14 protein-coding genes are annotated in these 15838 nt (G+C 76.3%); 9 read left to right on the forward strand and 5 right to left on the reverse strand.

Going from position 1 to position 15838, the window contains the following annotated elements; translation table 11 throughout:
* Positions 1-236 precede the first annotated feature (236 nt).
* From Q0789_RS13575 to Q0789_RS13595, 5 genes are all read left to right on the forward strand, one after another.
* Positions 237-1607, forward strand: a complete 1371-nt coding sequence (locus tag Q0789_RS13575; RefSeq protein ID WP_298806089.1) for a sugar ABC transporter substrate-binding protein — start codon at positions 237-239, stop codon at positions 1605-1607.
* Between the two features lie 317 nt (positions 1608-1924).
* Complete coding sequence (locus tag Q0789_RS13580; protein WP_366917740.1) at positions 1925-2776, forward strand: sugar ABC transporter permease; 852 nt, start codon at positions 1925-1927, stop codon at positions 2774-2776.
* A complete protein-coding gene (locus Q0789_RS13585; protein ID WP_298806093.1) occupies positions 2776-3738 on the forward strand; it encodes a carbohydrate ABC transporter permease in 963 nt (320 codons plus the stop codon). The genes Q0789_RS13580 and Q0789_RS13585 overlap by 1 nt, the downstream gene beginning before the upstream one ends.
* Positions 3739-3832: 94 nt before the next feature.
* On the forward strand, positions 3833-5341 hold the full coding sequence (locus Q0789_RS13590; protein WP_298806095.1) for a mannitol dehydrogenase family protein: 1509 nt from the start codon (positions 3833-3835) through the stop codon (positions 5339-5341).
* A gap of 56 nt (positions 5342-5397) precedes the next feature.
* Positions 5398-6396 carry a hydroxyacid dehydrogenase gene (locus Q0789_RS13595; protein ID WP_298806097.1) on the forward strand — a complete coding sequence of 333 codons (999 nt, stop codon included), beginning with the start codon at positions 5398-5400 and terminating at the stop codon, positions 6394-6396.
* Between the two features lie 41 nt (positions 6397-6437).
* On the opposite strand, the gene Q0789_RS13600 is transcribed toward Q0789_RS13595, so the two are convergent.
* The 3 genes from Q0789_RS13600 to Q0789_RS13610 form a co-directional block, all read right to left on the reverse strand.
* Positions 6438-7322: a sugar phosphate isomerase/epimerase gene (locus Q0789_RS13600; RefSeq protein WP_298806099.1), complete on the reverse strand. Its 885-nt coding sequence runs from the start codon at positions 7320-7322 to the stop codon at positions 6438-6440.
* Positions 7319-8485: a dihydrodipicolinate synthase family protein gene (locus Q0789_RS13605; protein ID WP_366917741.1), complete on the reverse strand. Its 1167-nt coding sequence runs from the start codon at positions 8483-8485 to the stop codon at positions 7319-7321. The genes Q0789_RS13600 and Q0789_RS13605 overlap by 4 nt, the downstream gene beginning before the upstream one ends.
* Before the next feature lie 107 nt (positions 8486-8592).
* Positions 8593-9744, reverse strand: a complete 1152-nt coding sequence (locus Q0789_RS13610; protein WP_298806102.1) for a Gfo/Idh/MocA family oxidoreductase — start codon at positions 9742-9744, stop codon at positions 8593-8595.
* 311 nt (positions 9745-10055) lie between these two features.
* On the opposite strand from Q0789_RS13610, the gene Q0789_RS13615 reads away from it, so the two are divergent.
* From Q0789_RS13615 to Q0789_RS13630, 4 genes are all read left to right on the forward strand, one after another.
* Positions 10056-11144, forward strand: coding sequence for a LacI family DNA-binding transcriptional regulator (locus Q0789_RS13615; protein WP_298806104.1), 1089 nt, complete (start codon positions 10056-10058; stop codon positions 11142-11144).
* Positions 11145-11153: 9 nt separating this feature from the next.
* Complete coding sequence (locus tag Q0789_RS13620) at positions 11154-12311, forward strand: glycerate kinase (protein WP_298806106.1); 1158 nt, start codon at positions 11154-11156, stop codon at positions 12309-12311.
* Positions 12312-12382: 71 nt separating this feature from the next.
* Entirely contained in the window at positions 12383-12727 is a 345-nt protein-coding gene (locus Q0789_RS13625; RefSeq protein WP_298806145.1) for an HNH endonuclease, read from the forward strand.
* A gap of 74 nt (positions 12728-12801) precedes the next feature.
* Positions 12802-13572, forward strand: coding sequence for a VOC family protein (locus Q0789_RS13630; RefSeq protein WP_298806107.1), 771 nt, complete (start codon positions 12802-12804; stop codon positions 13570-13572).
* Between the two features lie 53 nt (positions 13573-13625).
* On the opposite strand, the gene Q0789_RS13635 is transcribed toward Q0789_RS13630, so the two are convergent.
* Positions 13626-14219, reverse strand: a complete 594-nt coding sequence (locus Q0789_RS13635; RefSeq protein ID WP_298806108.1) for a hypothetical protein — start codon at positions 14217-14219, stop codon at positions 13626-13628.
* Between the two features lie 124 nt (positions 14220-14343).
* Complete coding sequence (gene ilvA, locus Q0789_RS13640; protein ID WP_363325934.1) at positions 14344-15696, reverse strand: threonine ammonia-lyase IlvA; 1353 nt, start codon at positions 15694-15696, stop codon at positions 14344-14346.
* Positions 15697-15838 lie beyond the last annotated feature (142 nt).

Below are 15838 nucleotides of genomic sequence, written 5' to 3' on the forward strand. Positions count from 1 at the left end.
CCCCCGCGGGCGGGCGTCGGCCGCCGTCTACGCTCGCTCATCTGAGCGCACTTCGGTCACATCCGAGTCTCGGCCTTGACGCGCGGCCTCCCAGCCGGGTCTCATCTGCACCGGAGGCGGCACCCAGCCCGAGACGACGACGTCGCGATGACGCCCGAGCCCTCCTCGGCCGGCCCGCAGCCCGCACCCGACCAGCCACGGACCCGCACCCGCACGCTCCGGAAGGACACGACCGCATGACCGCACGACGACGTGCCCCCCTCGCGCTCGCCGCCATCTCCACGGTCGCCCTCGCCGCCACGGCGTGCGGCGGCGCCGGCGGCGGCGGTGGCGGCGGCGGGGGCGGCGACGCCTCCGGCGAGGCGCAGAGCATCAACGTGATCATGGTGAACAACCCGCAGATGGAGGACCTGCAGCAGCTCACCGCCGACAACTTCACGGCGGACACGGGCATCCAGGTCAACTTCACCGTCCAGCCCGAGAACGACGTCCGCGCCCAGATCGCGCAGGACTTCGCCGCCCAGGCCGGTCAGTACGACGTCGCCACCATCTCCAACTACGAGGTGCCGTTCTTCTCGGAGAACGGCTGGCTCGCCCCGCTGACCGACTACGCCGAGGGCGACGACGCGTTCGACCAGAGCGACATCCTCGAGCCCATCGCGGCGGGCCTCACCGGCTCCGACGGCGAGCTCTACGCCGAGCCGTTCTACGGCGAGTCCTCGTTCCTCATGTACCGCACCGACCTCTTCGAGGAGGCCGGGCTGACCATGCCGGACCAGCCGACGTGGCAGGAGGTCGCCGACCTGGCGGCGCAGATCGACGACCCGAGCGGCACCCGCGGCATCTGCCTGCGCGGCCTCCCGGGCTGGGGCCAGGTCTTCGCGCCCCTGACGACGGTGGTCAACACCTTCGGCGGCACGTGGTTCGACGAGGACTGGGACGCCCAGGTCAACGCGCCGGAGTTCGTCGAGGCCACGCAGTTCTACGTCGACCTCGTGACCCAGCACGGCGAGGCGGGCGCGGCGCAGGCCGGCTTCACCGAGTGCCTCAACGACATGACGCAGGGCAACGTGGCCATGTGGTACGACGCCACGTCGGCGGCCGGCTCCCTCGAGGCGGACGGCTCGCCGGTCGCCGGGCAGATCGGCTACGCGCCGGCCCCGGTCGTCGAGACCGACTCCAGCGGCTGGCTCTACAGCTGGGCCTGGGGCGTGCAGGCGGCGTCGGAGAAGCAGGACGCCGCGTGGAAGTTCATCTCCTGGGCCTCCAGCCAGGAGTACGAGGAGCTCGTCGGCTCCGAGCTCGGCTGGTCGCGCGTGCCGGCCGGCAAGCGCAGCTCGACCTACGAGAACCAGGACTACCTCGACATCGCCGGCGCCTTCGCCGAGGCCACCGAGGCGGCCATCTCCTCGGCCGACCCCAACGACCCGGGCGTGCAGCCGCGGCCGGCGCCGGGCATCCAGTTCGTCGCCATCCCCGAGTTCGCCGACCTGGCCACCGGCATCTCCGAGGGCATCAGCTCCAACATCGCCGGGCAGGGCTCGGTGCAGGAGACGCTCGACCAGGGCCAGGAGGACGCCCAGGCCGTGGCGGACCGCTACAAGTGACCTGACCGGGCCCGCCCCGAGCAGGCCAGCCCCGAGCAGGTCAGCACCGAGCAGGTCAGCACCGACGAGGACCGGCCCCGCCCCACGGCGGGGCCGGTCCCGCGCCCCGCACCGGGGCGCCCGCACCGACGGCCCCTCCACCCGCGCGCAGGGGCCCCCGCCGGTCCGAGCCCGCGCCGGCCCGACTCCCCACCGCAGGAGAGCCCATGAGCGTCAGCGAGACGACCGCAGAGCAGCGGACCGTCCTGCAGGACCCCTCACCGCAGGAGCAGCGCACCGCCTCCCGCAAGGCCGGCTGGGTCCGCCGAGCCCCCCTCATGCCGGCGCTGGTCTTCGTCATCATCATGACCCAGCTGCCGTTCGCGACGACCATCGTCATCTCGTTCATGAGCTGGAACGCGCTGCGCCCGAACGAGCGCGGCTTCGCCGGCTTCGGCAACTACGCGCAGGTCTTCAGCGACTCGGGCCTGCGGTCGTCGGTCTTCACGACGATCCTCCTGACGATCGTCGTCGTCGGCGTCAGCCTCGTCCTGGGCCTGCTCATCGCGCTGCTGCTCGACCGCCACTTCTTCGGCCGCGGCGTGGTCCGCACGCTGATGATCGCGCCCTTCCTCGTCGTCCCGGTCGCGGCGGCGCTGCTGTGGAAGCACGCCATCCTCAACCCGAGCTACGGCCTCATCAACGGCGTGCTCACGTGGGTGTGGGGGCTGTTCGGGAGCGAGAACCCGCCGCAGGTGGCCTGGCTCACCCAGTTCCCGCTGCTGTCGATCGAGGCGGCCCTCATCTGGCAGTGGACGCCCTTCATGATGCTCATCCTGCTGGCGGGCCTGCAGAGCCGGCCGGCCGAGGCCTTCGAGGCCGCCAAGATGGACGGCGCCAGCGCCGTGCAGGCCTTCCGCTACATCACGCTGCCCCACCTGCGCCGCTACATCGAGCTGGGCGCCACCCTCGGCGCCATCTTCATCGTCCAGAACTTCGACGCCGTCTTCACGATGACCTCGGGCGCGCTCGGCACCGCCAACCTGCCGTACACGATCTACCAGACCTTCTTCGTGCGGCAGGACTACGGCCTGGCCGCCGCCCAGGGCGTCATCGTCGTCATCGGCACGATCATCGTGGCGACCTTCGCCCTGCGCTCGGTCTCGTCGCTGCTCAAGGAGGAGAGCTGATGACCACCCCCGGGACATCTCACGGGACCCAGCACCAGTCCGAGCCCGGCAGCGCCCGCCGCACCGACGCGCAGGAGGTGGCCCCCACGGCCACCGCCGCCGAGGCCGACGCGGCGCCGCCGCGCCAGACCTACCGCAAGCACTCGCCGCTCAGCCGGCCCAACCCGCTGTGGGGCGTGCTGGCGTGGGTCGTCGGCCTGCTCTTCGCCTCGCCCGCGCTGTGGATGGTGCTCACCTCCTTCCACAGCGAGGTCGACGCCGCGACGAACCCGCCGTCGCTCTTCGCGCCGCTGACGCTCGACGGCTACCAGAGCTTCTTCGGCAACAGCAACGCGTGGCCGTCGCTCATCAACTCGGCGACCGCCTCGGTCGTGTCGACGGTGATCGTCCTCGTGCTGAGCATCCCGGCGGCCTACGCACTGTCGATCCGCCCCGTGAAGAAGTGGTCGGACGTCCTCTTCTTCCTGCTGTCGACGCGCTTCCTGCCGATCGTCGCCGCCGTCCTGCCGCTCTACGTCTTCGCGGTGTGGTCCGGCGCGCTCGACCAGATCGGCCTGCTCATCGCCCTGTACACGGCGATGAACCTGCCCATCGCCGTGTGGATGATGCGCTCGTTCCTCGCCGAGGTGCCGGTGGAGATGCTCGAGGCGGCGCAGCTCGACGGCGCCGGCCTCATCCGCACGCTGCGCAGCGTCGTCGCCCCGGTGGCCATGCCGGGCATCGCCGCGACCGCGCTCATCTGCTTCATCTTCAGCTGGCAGGAGCTGCTGCTCGCCCGGTCGCTCACGGGCGTCGTCGCGGGCACGGCCCCCGTCTTCCTCACGAGCTTCGTCACCAGCCAGGGCCTCTTCCTGGCGCAGGTGTCCGCCGCCGCGACGATCGTGTCGCTCCCGGTGCTCCTCGCCGGCTTCGCCGCGCAGGACAAGCTCGTCCAGGGCCTCTCCCTCGGCGCCGTCAAGTGAGTCGTCTGGTGCGCGGCCGCCCCGGGGCGGCCGCGCACCGGACCCCCGCGCCCGAGCCCGGCCCCCCGCTCCCCCACCCCGGAGGTCCTCCGCGATGACCGCCCCGACCGCCCTGTCCGCCGACACCCTCGCGTCGCTCGGCGACCGGCTGCCCGTCCCGTCCTACGACCGGGGGGCGGTGACCACCGGTGTCGTCCACTTCGGCGTGGGCGGCTTCCACCGCGCCCACCAGGCGATGTTCCTCGACCGGCTCATGGAGCGCGGCGAGGCCCTGGACTGGGGGATCTGCGGCGTCGGCGTCCTGCCGGGCGACCAGCGCATGGCCGAGATCATGGCGGCGCAGGACCACCTCTACACGCTCGTGCTCAAGCACCCCGACGGCACCTACGAGCCGCGCGTCGTCGGGTCGATCCACGACTACCTCTTCGCCCCGGACGACCCGGAGGCGGTGCTCGAGCGGATGGCCGACCCGGCCGTGCGCATCGTGTCGCTCACGGTCACCGAGGGCGGGTACCACGTGCACCCGGTCACCGGCGAGCTCGACACCCGCGACCCCCGCCTGCAGGCCGACCTCGCGGGCGACGCGGCCCCGCAGACGACGTTCGGCTTCATCACCGAGGCCCTGCGCCGCCGGCGCGAGCGCGGTACCGGGCCCTTCACCGTCATGTCCTGCGACAACATCCAGGGCAACGGCGACGTCGCCCACAAGATGATCACCGCCTACACGCGGGCCCGCGAGGAGCGCACGGGCGGGGACCTCGCCGACTGGGTGGAGGCCGAGGTGCCCTTCCCCAACTCGATGGTCGACCGCATCACGCCGGTGACGACGGACGAGGACCGCGCCGCCGTGGCCGAGCGGTTCGGCGTCGAGGACGCCTGGCCCGTCGTCGCGGAGCCCTTCGTGCAGTGGGTGCTCGAGGACCGCTTCGCCGCCGGCCGCCCCCCGCTGGAGGACGTCGGCGTGCAGGTCGTCGACGACGTCCACCCCTACGAGCTCATGAAGCTGCGGCTGCTCAACGCGAGCCACCAGGCGCTGTGCTACCTCGGCTACCTCTCGGGCCACCGCTACGCCCACGAGGTGTGCCAGGAGGACCTCTTCGCGCGCTTCCTCCTGGCGTACATGGACGACGAGGCCACCCCGACGCTGGAGCCGGTCCCCGGCGTCGACCTCGACGACTACAAGCCGGGGCTCGTGGACCGCTTCGCCAACCCGGAGGTCCGCGACACGCTCGCCCGCCTGTGCGCCGACTCGAGCAACCGCATCCCCACCTGGCTGCTGCCGGTGGTGCGCGAGAACCTCGCGGCCGGGCGGTCCGTGGACCACGCCGCGCTCGTCGTCGCGTCGTGGGCGCGCTACGCCGAGGGCGTCGACGAGGACGGGCAGCCGATCGAGGTCGTCGACGCCGACGCCGACGGGCGCACCGCCGCGGCGAGAGCCCAGACCCAGGGCGACGACCTCGCCTTCCTGCGCGACGCGGACCTCTTCGGCGACCTCGCCGAGCAGGAGGCCTTCACGACGCCGTACCGCGAGGCGCTGTCCTCCCTGCACGAGAAGGGCGCCCGCGCGACGCTCGAGGAGCACATGGCCCGCGCGCGCGTCTGAGCGTCCGGGTCCTCCCGCGGGCCGGGGGCGCCGGACGACGTCCCTAGCCTGCGGGGGTGCGCGTCCTCCTCGCCCTCCCGGAGCCCCTCCCCGGCCGCTTCTTCTCGCGCGCCGCGCGCGAGCGCCTGGCGGCGGTCGGCGAGGTCGACGTCCACCCGACGCCGGCGGACCACCGCTCCCCCGCGGCGACGGCGGCGCTCGCCGAGGCCGAGGTCCTCCTGACCGGCTGGGGCACCGACCTCCTCGACGAGGAGGTGCTCGCGACCGCGCCCCGCCTGCGCGCCGTCGTCCACAGCGCCGGGTCGGTCCGGCCGGTCGTCACGGCGGGCGTCGTCGGGCGCGGCGTGCTCGTGTCGAGCCAGGCGCGGCTCAACGCCCTGCCCGTGGCCGAGTACGCGCTCGCGACGATCCTGCTGTCCCTCAAGGGCGTCCTCGTGGCGCAGCGGCGCTACCGGGAGGCGCGCGGCGCCGTCGACGTGCGCGACCTCCTGTCCTCCCACGGCGTCCACGCCCGGCGCGTGGGCGTGGTCGGCGCGTCCGTGGTCGGCCGGCGCCTGCTCGAGCTGCTGCGCCCCTTCGACCTCGAGGTCGTCCTCGCCGACCCGACGCTCGGGGCCGAGGAGGCGGCCGCGCTCGGGGCCGAGCTCGTCGAGCTCGACGAGCTGCTGCGCACGAGCGACGTCGTCAGCCTGCACGCGCCCCTCCTGCCCTCGACCCGGGGCGTGCTCGACGCGCGGCGGCTGGCGCTCATGCCGGACGGGGCCGTGCTCGTCAACACCGCCCGCGGCGGCCTCGTCGACGAGGCGGCGCTCGTCGCCGAGCTCGTCGCCGAGCGGCTCTCGGCGGTCCTCGACGTCACGGAGCCCGAGGTCCCCGACCCGTCCTCGCCGCTGTGGTACCTGCCCGGCGTGCTCCTCACGCCCCACGTCGCGGGGGCGCTCGGCTCGGAGCTGCTGCGCCTCGGGGACGGAGCGGTCGAGGAGGTCGAGCGGCTCGCCGCCGGGCTCCCCCTCCTGCGGCCGGTGACGACCGAGGTCTACGACCGCCTCGCCTGAGGTGCGCCCGCCCCGCGGGGTGACCGGCGGGACGGGGCGCCTCACAGGTGCGGCAGGACGAGCTCGGCGTACCGCTCGACGACGCGGGCGAGCACCTCGTGCCCGTCGCTCGCCCAGACCTCGGCGTTGAAGACCTCGACCTCGACGTCACCGCCGTAGCCCGCCGCGGCGACCCAGCGGCTCACGGGGGCGAAGTCGACGACGCCGTCGCCCATGATCCCCCGCGAGAGCAGCGGGTCCTCGGCGATGGGCACGAGGAAGTCGCACACCTGATAGCTGCCGAGGCGGCCCTCGGCGCCGGCGCGGGCCACCGCCGCCTCGAGCTCCGGGTCCCACCAGACGTGGAAGGTGTCGACGACGACCGCCACGTCCTGCGCGGGGTGGGCCCCGGCCACGTCGAGGGCCTGGTCGAGCGTGGAGAGCACGGCGCGGTCGGCGCAGTACATGGGGTGCAGCGGCTCGAGCAGCAGCCGGACGCCGTGCTCGTGCGCGTGGGGGACGAGCTCGGCGAGCGCGTCGGCGGCGCGGGCGCGCGCGCCCAGGAGGTCGCGGTCCCCTTCCGGCAGGCCGCCGAGCACCATGACGAGGTCGCGCGTCCCGAGGGTCGCGGCCTCCTCGACGGCGCGGCGGTTGTCGTCGAGGGCCGCCCGGCGGTCGCCCGGGTCGGCGGCGGTGAGGAAGCCGCCGCGGCACAGGCTCGACACGCGCAGGCCCGCGTCACGCACGAGACGGGCGGCCCGCTCGAGGCCGGCCTCCTCGACGCGGTCGCGCCACAGCCCGACGGCGGGCAGGCCCGCCCGGGCGGCCCCCTCGACGGCCTGCTCGAGGGTCCACCGCTTCGTCGTCGCCGTGTTGAGCGACAGACGGGCGAGGTCGGCCGGGCGCTCGTCGGCGGGCGCCCGCTCCTCGCGGACCGGCGCGCTCACGCCTCCACCCCCGCCACGGCGAGGAGGGCGCGCACGCGCGCCGCCGCGAGGGCCGGGTCGCGCAGGAGCCCGGCCTCGTCGGCGAGCACGAGGGTGCGCGCCAGGTGCGGCAGCGAGCGGGCGGCGTGCATCCCGCCGACCATCGCGAAGGCCGGCTGGTGCCCGTTGACCCACGACAGGAAGGCGATGCCCGTCTTGTAGGACGACGTCGGCGCGGCGAAGACGTGGCGCCCGAGCTCCTGGGTCGACTCGAGCAGCGCGAGGGCGCGGGCGTCGTCACCCGCGTCCAGCGCCTGGAGCGCCTCGGAGGCGGCGGGGTAGATCGCCGCGAAGATCCCGAGGAGAGCGTCGGAGTGCCCGCCCTCGTCGCCGACGACCAGCTCGGGGTAGTTGAAGTCGTCGCCCGTGTACATGCGCACGCCCTCGGGGAGGCGCGGGCGCAGGGCCCGCTCGGGGGCCGCGTCGAGCAGCGACATCTTGATGCCGTCGACCTTCGCGGCCCGGTCCGCGACGAGCCCCGCGACGAGGTCCGACGCCGTCGCGACGTCGTCCGAGCCCCAGTACCCAGCCAGGGCCGGGTCGAACATCGGCCCGAGCCAGTGCAGGACGACGGGCGCCGGGGCCTCGTCGAGCAGCGTGCCGTAGACGTCGAGGTAGTCCTGCGGTCCCTCCGCGACGCGGGCCAGGGCGCGCGAGGCCATGAGGACGACCCCGGCCCCGGCGCCGGCCACGAGCTCGACCTGCTCCCGGTAGGCGTCGAGGACGGCGCGGACGCCCGCGTGTCCGGAGGGCAGAGCGGCGAGGTCGAGCTGGTCGGTGCCCGCGCCGCAGGCGACGAGCCCGCCGACGGAGGCCGCCTCGGCCGCCGAGCGGCGCACGAGCTCCCGGACGGCCGCCCAGTCGAGGCCCATGCCGCGCTGCGCGGTGTCCATGGCGTCCGCGACGCCGAGGCCGTGCGACCAGATCTCGTGCCGGTAGGCGAGGGTCGCGTCCCAGTCGACGTCCGCCGGCGCGCCGGGGACGTTGTCGGCGAGGGCCCGCGGGACGACGTGCGCCGCCGCGTAGGCCCGTCGCGAGGCGGGCGGACCGTCGGGCCGCGTCCAGCGCACGGGCTCGCGGAGCTCGTGCTCCACGAGGGCGCCGGAGGCGTCGGGCAGCCGCAGGACCAGGCCGGTGCCGGCCCGGGGCCCCAGCGGCTCCGCCGTCGGCCCGGTCGTGGAGGTGTCGCTCGTGGGGGCGCCGCTCGTGGGGGCCCCGGTCGCGAGGGCGGTCACAGCACGATCTCCGGGACCTCGAGGCGGCGGCCCTCGGCGGAGCTGCGGAGCCCCAGCTCGGCGAGCTGGACGCCGCGCGCGGCGGAGGCGAGGTCGTAGCGGTGCGGCCGCCCGGCGGCGACGTCGAGGAGGAACTCCTCCCACTGGCGCTTGAAGCCGTTGTCGAGCTCGGCGTTGGCGGGCACCTCGAGCCACTGGTCGCGGAACGGCTCCGTGACCGGCAGGTCGGGGTTCCACACCGGCATCGGCGTGTGCGAGCGGTGCTGCGCCATGCACCGGTTGAGGCCGGCGACGGCCGAGCCGTGCGTGCCGTCGACCTGGAACTCGACGAGCTCGTCGCGGAAGACGCGGACCGCCCAGGAGGAGTTGATCTGGGCGACGACGCCGCCCTCGACGTCGAAGATGCCGTACGCCGCGTCGTCGGCGGTCGCGGCGTACTCGCGCCCCTGCTCGTCCCACCGCGCCGGGATGTGCGTGGCCGTCCGGGCGGTCACGGTCTCGACCTTGCCGAGGATCCCCTCGAGCACGTAGTTCCAGTGGCAGAACATGTCGACGGTGATGCCGCCGCCGTCCTCCGCGCGGTAGTTCCAGCTGGGCCGCTGGGCGGGCTGGCCGTCGCCCTCGAAGACCCAGTACCCGAACTCCCCGCGCAGGGAGAGGATGCGGCCGAAGAAGCCCTCGTCGACGAGGCGGCGGAGCTTGACGAGCCCCGGCAGGTAGAGCTTGTCGTGGACGACGCCGACGGTGACGCCCGTCGTCATGGCGAGGCGCGCGAGGTCGACGGCCTCGTCGAGCGTCTCCGCGGTCGGCTTCTCGGTGAAGACGTGCTTGCCGGCCTTCATGGCGGCGGTGAGCGCGGCGGCGCGGCGCGAGGTGACCTGCGCGTCGAAGTAGACGTCGACCGACGGGTCGTTCACCACGCCGTCGACGTCCGTCGTCCACTCCTCGACGCCGTGGCGGGCGGCGAGCTCGCGCAGCTTGTCCTCGCTGCGCCCGACGAGCACGGGCTCGACCTGCACGCGCGAGCCGTCCGGCGCGACGACGCCCCCCGCCTCCCGGATGGGCAGGATCGAGCGCACGAGGTGCTGGCGGTAGCCCATGCGGCCGGTGACGCCGCTCATGGCGATGCGCAGGGTGCAGGTGGACATCGATGGCCTCCTCGGCGCGGGGACGGACGCCGCTGCAGGGCAGCGGCGACGGGCGGCACGGGCACCGCTGCCCCGGCCGTGGTTGGATAGCGCTTTCCTCACGATAGGCAGGCACCGGCACCCGGTCAAGGACGTCTCGTCCCCGCGCCCGTGCGAGGAGACGGCGGGAGGAGACGAGGACCGGTGGACGCGGTGACCGAGCGTGCGGAGCAGACCGGCGGGCGCGGCGACGGCCGGCCCGCCGTGCGCGTCGAGGGGCGGCGGGTCGAGGTCCTCTGGGACGGTGGGGCACGGTCTCCCCTGGAGGTGCCATGACCGACACCCGCAGCACCCCCCCGGCGGGCGGCGACGCGCCGGCCGCGACGCCGGACCGCCGGTCCCCCGTGACGCTGAGCGACGTGGCCCGGGCGTCGGGCGTCTCGCTGGCCACGGCGTCGCGCGCCGTCAACGGCAGCGCGCGCAAGGTCCGGCCCGACCTGCACGCCCGGGTCCTCGCCGCGGCCGCGCAGCTGGGCTACACCGCCAACGGCCCGGCGCAGGCGATGGCCCGCGGGCGCACGAGCGTGCTCGGCCTCGTCGTCCAGGACATCGCCGACCCGTACTTCTCGACGATGGCGGCCGGCGTCGTCCGCGGCGCCGAGCAGCGCGGCCTCGTCGTCACCATCGGCACGACGGGGCGCGACCCCGCCAAGGAGGCCCAGCACGTGGCGGCCCTGCGCGGGCAGCGCGCCAGCGCCGTCGTCGTCGTCGGCTCGCGCACGGACGACGCGGCGGTGCAGGCGCGCCTCGCCGAGGAGGTCGCCGCCTTCGAGGCCTCCGGCGGCCGCGCCGTCCTCGTGAGCCAGGAGTCGCTGCCCGTCGACACCCTCGTGGTGGAGAACGAGCAGGGGGCCGAGGCCCTGGCGCGGGCGCTCACCGAGCGCGGCCACGAGCGCTTCGCCGTGCTCGCCGGCCCGCCCGGGCTGCTGACGGCGCGCGACCGCCTCGCGGGCTTCCGCGCGGGCGCGGCGGCCGGCGGCGGGCGGGTGGTCGACGACCTCGTCCTCCACGGCGACTTCACCCGCGACGGGGGCCACGCGGCGATGCACCGGCTCCTCGACGCCGGCTTCGACCGCGGCTGCGTGCTGGCCGTCAACGACGTCATGGCCGTCGGCGCCATGGCGGCGCTGCGCGAGCGGGGCGTGGACCTGCCCGGCGCCGTCGCGGTCGCCGGCTTCGACGACATCTCGACGCTGCGGGACGTCACGCCGGCGCTGACGACGGTCCGCCTACCGCTGCAGGAGATCGGCGAGCGCGCCGTCGAGCTGCTGCTCGACGAGGAGGGCGGCGGGCCCCGCACGGTGCGGGTCCGGGGCGAGGTCGTGCTGCGCGCCAGCACCCCCGACCTGCGCCGCGGGTAGCGTCCGGCCGTGCGCGTCGTCGTCGCCGTCGACTCCTTCAAGGGCTCCCTCGGCAGCCGGGAGGCGGGTGAGGCGGTCGCCGCGGGCGTCCGCGCCGCCGCCCCGGGCGCCGAGGTCGCCGTCCTGCCCGTGGCGGACGGCGGCGAGGGCACCACCGCCTGCCTCGCCGACGCCTGGGGGGCCGGCCCGCGCGAGACCGCCACGACCGACGCGCTGGGCCGCCCCTGCCGCGCGGGCTGGGCCCTCTCGCCCGACGGCTCCACCGCCGTCGTGGAGCTCGCCGCCGCCAGCGGGCTCCCCGGCGTCGCGGACGTCGCGCCGCGCCCCCGGGACGCCACGACGCTCGGGACGGGCGCGCTGCTGCGAGCGGCGCTCGACGCGGGCGCGCGGGAGGTGGTGCTGTGCCTGGGCGGCAGCGCGACGACCGACGGCGGCGCCGGCCTGCTCACCGCGCTCGGCGGCCGGCTCCTCGACGGCGCCGGGCAGCCGCTGCCACCGGGCGGGGGCGCGCTCGCCGGCCTCGCGCGCGTCGACCTCGCCGGGCTGCACCCGCGGGCGCGGGAGGTGCGCTGGCGCCTGGCCTGCGACGTCACCAACCCGCTGCTCGGCCCGCGGGGGGCGGCGGCCGTCTACGGCCCGCAGAAGGGCGCGACCGCCGACGACGTCGCGGCCCTCGACGGCGCGCTCGCCCGGCTCGCCGAGGTCCTGCGCGAGGAGACCGGCGCCGAGGTCGCCGACCTGCCCGGCTGCGGCACCGCCGGCGGTGCACCGGCCTGCCTCGTCGCGGTCTGCGGGGCGCAGCTCGAGCCGGGGGCGCCACTGGTGCTCGGCGAGGCCGGCCTGCCGTCCCTGCTCGCGCGCGGGGCCGACCTCGTGCTCACGGGCGAGGGCTCCTGCGACGCGCAGTCGCTGCAGGGCAAGGTCGTCGACGGCGTCGCCGCCGCCGTGCGCGCCGAGCCGGCCAGCGCCGGCGCCGCCGTCGTCGTCCTGGCGGGGAGGGTGGACGTGGCCCCGGCCGAGCTCGCGGCCGCGGGCGTCGACGCCGCCTTCAGCATCGCCCCCGGCGCCGCCGCCCTCGCCGACCTCCAGCGCGACGCCGCGACGCTGCTCGCCGACCTCGCGGAGCGGGTCACCCGGCTCGTCGGCCGGACGGCGGTGCGCGGCTGAGCGGACGTCGCGAGCGGGACGCCACCGAGCCCGGGGCCGACCGGCCGGACGAGGAGCCGCGCGCGGCCCGCCTGGCGCGCGCCGTCGAGCGCGAGGGCGGCACGTGCGCCTGGTGCCGCCGCCCCTTCGGGCCGCTCGTGCCGCCCACGACCGACCACCTCGTGCCGCGCGTCCGCGGCGGCCCGTCCTGGTTGGAGAACGAGGTGGCGGCCTGCCGGCGCTGCAACGCCCAGCGCGGCCACGCCGGCGCCGCCGACTGGGTGCGCGAGTGCCGGGGGCGGGGCTGGGAGCCAGACGTGGAGCACCTCCTCGCCGTGCTCGCCGCGCTGCAGGGGGCCGTGGCCCGCCGCGGCGGGCAGCGCCGCGCCCGCGAGGCCGCCGACCGGCAGGCGCGCCGCCTCGAGCGGCTCCGCTGACCCCGGTCGGGGCGGGACGCACGAGGGGCCCCACGACCCTGGACAGCCCGTCGCGGGAGCGGTCTGATGCGCCCATGACGCTGCGCACCGAGCCCCGGCCCGCCGGCACGCCCTGCTGGATCGACGTGGCCGTCAGCGACGTGCGGGCGTCGTCGGACTTCTACGCCGCCGTCCTCGGCTGGGACGTGGCGGAACCGGACGAGCAGCACGGCGGCTACGTCATCGCCTCCGTCGACGGGGCTGCGGCGGCCGGCATCGGCCCGAAGCAGGACCCGGACGCCCCCAGCGCCTGGACCCTCCACCTCGCGACCGACGACGCCGACGCGACGGCGGCCGCGGCGGTCGAGCACGGCGGCGTCGTGCTGCTGCCGCCGGGCGACGTCGGGCCGCTCGGGCGGCTCGCGGTGCTCGCGGACCCCACCGGCGCGACCGTGGGCCTGTGGCAGGCCGGCACCCACATCGGGTGCGGCGTCGTCGACGCCCCGGGCGGGCTCGTGTGGGAGGACCTGCGCTCCCCCGCCCCCGACATCGCGCGCGCCTTCTACGCCGGCGTCTTCGGCTACAGCACCGAGGGCGTCGACATGGCGCCCGAGGACTACACGACCTTCGCCCTGCCCGCCGGCGACCCGCTCGGCGGCATCGGCGGCCTGATGGGCGCCGACGCGCCCCACTGGCTCGTCTACCTGGGCGTCGAGGACGCCGACGCGGCCGCCGCGGCGGCGGAGGCGTCCGGGGGCCGCGTGGTCTCCCCGGCCGTCGACACGCCCTTCGGCCGCATGGCCGTCCTCGCCGACCCCGACGGCGCCGTCTTCACGGCCATGGCCCTCGCGGACCCGCCGGCCTGAGGCCGGCGCGTCGCCGAGCGGCGCCCGCGGGCGGGAGGACCGACGGGCTCAGCTCACCAGCGGTGGGCGACGTCGAGGACGACCCTCGAGCCGGCGCCGTCGCGCAGGACGAAGGAGCGGAACGGCGTGCGGGCGCGCACGCCCACGCCGACCGTCGTCTGCCCCTCGAAGCTGCCCGCCCAGGCGACCTGGCGCAGGGCGCCCATGCCGGTGGTGGTGACGAGCTCGCGGGCGTCGGCCGGCGCGTAGGTGGGGCGGAAGCCCTCGTCGTGGCTGGGCGCCCCGACCACGACGACGAGCTGGGCGCCGCCCCGCAGCGGCACCGGCGCCCCCGAGCCGTCCTGGGTGACGCCGTCGACGTAGCGGACGGCGTGGCCGCCGACCTCCCCGCGGACGTCGACCACGAGCCGGTCGAAGCAGGCGTGGCGGCCCGCCCGGACGCCGGTCACGGCGCCGCTGCCGAGGCCGAGGGCGACCTCGTCCGTCGAGCCCCAGGCGGTGCGGCAGGTGGCCGCGTCCGCGGCGCCCGCCGCCGTCGGGGCCGCCAGCAGGCCGACCGCCAGCGCCAGCGCCGCGGCGCCGCGCACCGCGCGGCCCCGCCGTGCGCGAGCGCCCTCGACGAGCCCGGTCACCCCTGCTGCACCCATGACGCCCCCTCGCTGCGGCGTCGCCCCTCGGCTCGCCAGGAGCGGGACTGTAGTGACGCCCCGGGGCCGCCGCCGGGCGTTCACCCGTGCGGCCCAGCGCTCCCGGCTCGCTCGGGGGACGCGCTCAGAGGAGGTACTGGAAGACCTGGCTGCCCGGCTCGAGCCGCTCGACGTCGAGGCCGGTCTCGACCATGCGCCGCTCCAGGGGGGCGAGGTCCTCGGGGCGGGCGACCTCGACGCCGATGAGGGCGGGCCCGGTCTCCCGGCTGTTGCGCTTGACGTACTCGAAGCGGGTGATGTCGTCCTCCGGGCCGAGGACCTCGTCGAGGAAGCGGCGCAGCGCCCCCGGCTCCTGGGCGAACTGGACGAGGAAGTAGTGCTTGAGGCCCTCGTGGACGAGGGAGCGCTCGAGCACCTCCCCGTAGCGGCTGACGTCGTTGTTGCCCCCGGACAGCACGCAGACGACGTCCTGCCCCGGCTCGAGCGCGACCGGCGCCCCGAGGGCCGCGGTGGCGAGCGCCCCGGCGGGCTCGGCGATGACGCCGTCGACCTGGTACAGCCGCAGCATCTCCGTGCAGACGCGCCCCTCGGGGACGGCGACGAGCTCGGCGCCGCTGTCGCGCACGAGGGGCAGGGTCACGTGCCCCGCCGTCCGCACCGCGGCGCCGTCGACGAAGGTCTCGACGTCCCGCAGCGGCACGGGGCGTCCCGCGGCCAGCGCCGCGGCCATCGACGCGGCGCCCGCCGGCTCGACGCCGACGAGCCGGACGCCGGGGTGGCGCGCGGCCACCCACGTCGCCGTGCCGGCGAGCAGGCCCCCGCCGCCGACGGGGACGACGAGGACGTCGGGCACCCGCCCGGTCTGCTCGCGGTGCTGCTCGACCAGCTCGACGGCGACGGTGCCCTGGCCGGCGACCGTGCGGGGGTCGTCGAAGGCGGGCACGACGACGGCGCCGGTGCGCTCGGCCTCCTCGCGCGTGGCGGCGACGGCGTCGTCGTAGACGTCGCCGACGACGACCACCTCGACGGACGAGCCGCCGAGGGCCGCGATGCGCTCGCGCTTCTGGCGGGGCGTCGTGCGCGGCAGCAGCACGCGGCCGCGCACGCCGAGCTCCCGGCAGGCGGCGGCGACGCCCTGGCCGTGGTTGCCCGCGCTCGCGCAGACGACGCCGCGGGCCAGCTCCTCCGCGGAGAGCTGGGCGATGAGGTTGTAGGCGCCGCGCACCTTGTAGGAGCGCACGTCCTGGAGGTCCTCGCGCTTGAGGTGCACCCGCGCGCCCGTGGCCTCCGAGAGCCGGACGGACTCCTGCAGCGGCGTCCGCCGGACCACGCCGGCCAGGCGGCGGGCGGCGTCCTCCACCGCCTCCGGGGTGACGGGCGGCGCTGCCGCGGCTGCTGACCGGGGCGGCTCCGCCGCCGAGGGACCGGTCGCCGTCTCCCCTCGGGGCACGGCCGTGGTCGTCGTCGAGGCGTCGATGAGCCCTCTCCCGCGCTCGCGGCCGCGCCGCTCCGGCGGCCTCGTGGCGGGCGCCGCCCCGGCGAGCGCGGCCGGCTCGGCCCCGCGCCCACCGGTCGAGCGCCCGCCGTGGATGCTAGACGCGCCCGAGGAGCGGGACAGG

Origin of the sequence: uncultured Pseudokineococcus sp., assembly GCF_947499845.1 — a bacterium.
GTDB lineage: Bacteria > Actinomycetota > Actinomycetes > Actinomycetales > Quadrisphaeraceae > Pseudokineococcus.

What these genes read in the sequence shown, in the direction of transcription:
- Q0789_RS13575 (WP_298806089.1), top strand. Translation starts at nt 237, where the DNA reads ATGACCGCACGACGACGTGCCCCCCTCGCGCTCGCCGCCATCTCCACG.
- Q0789_RS13580 (WP_366917740.1), top strand. Translation starts at nt 1,925, where the DNA reads ATGCCGGCGCTGGTCTTCGTCATCATCATGACCCAGCTGCCGTTCGCG.
- Q0789_RS13585 (WP_298806093.1), top strand. Translation starts at nt 2,776, where the DNA reads ATGACCACCCCCGGGACATCTCACGGGACCCAGCACCAGTCCGAGCCC.
- Q0789_RS13590 (WP_298806095.1), top strand. Translation starts at nt 3,833, where the DNA reads ATGACCGCCCCGACCGCCCTGTCCGCCGACACCCTCGCGTCGCTCGGC.
- Q0789_RS13610 (WP_298806102.1), bottom strand. Translation starts at nt 9,744, where the DNA reads ATGTCCACCTGCACCCTGCGCATCGCCATGAGCGGCGTCACCGGCCGC.
- Q0789_RS13615 (WP_298806104.1), top strand. Translation starts at nt 10,056, where the DNA reads ATGACCGACACCCGCAGCACCCCCCCGGCGGGCGGCGACGCGCCGGCC.
- Q0789_RS13630 (WP_298806107.1), top strand. Translation starts at nt 12,802, where the DNA reads ATGACGCTGCGCACCGAGCCCCGGCCCGCCGGCACGCCCTGCTGGATC.
- Q0789_RS13635 (WP_298806108.1), bottom strand. Translation starts at nt 14,219, where the DNA reads ATGGGTGCAGCAGGGGTGACCGGGCTCGTCGAGGGCGCTCGCGCACGG.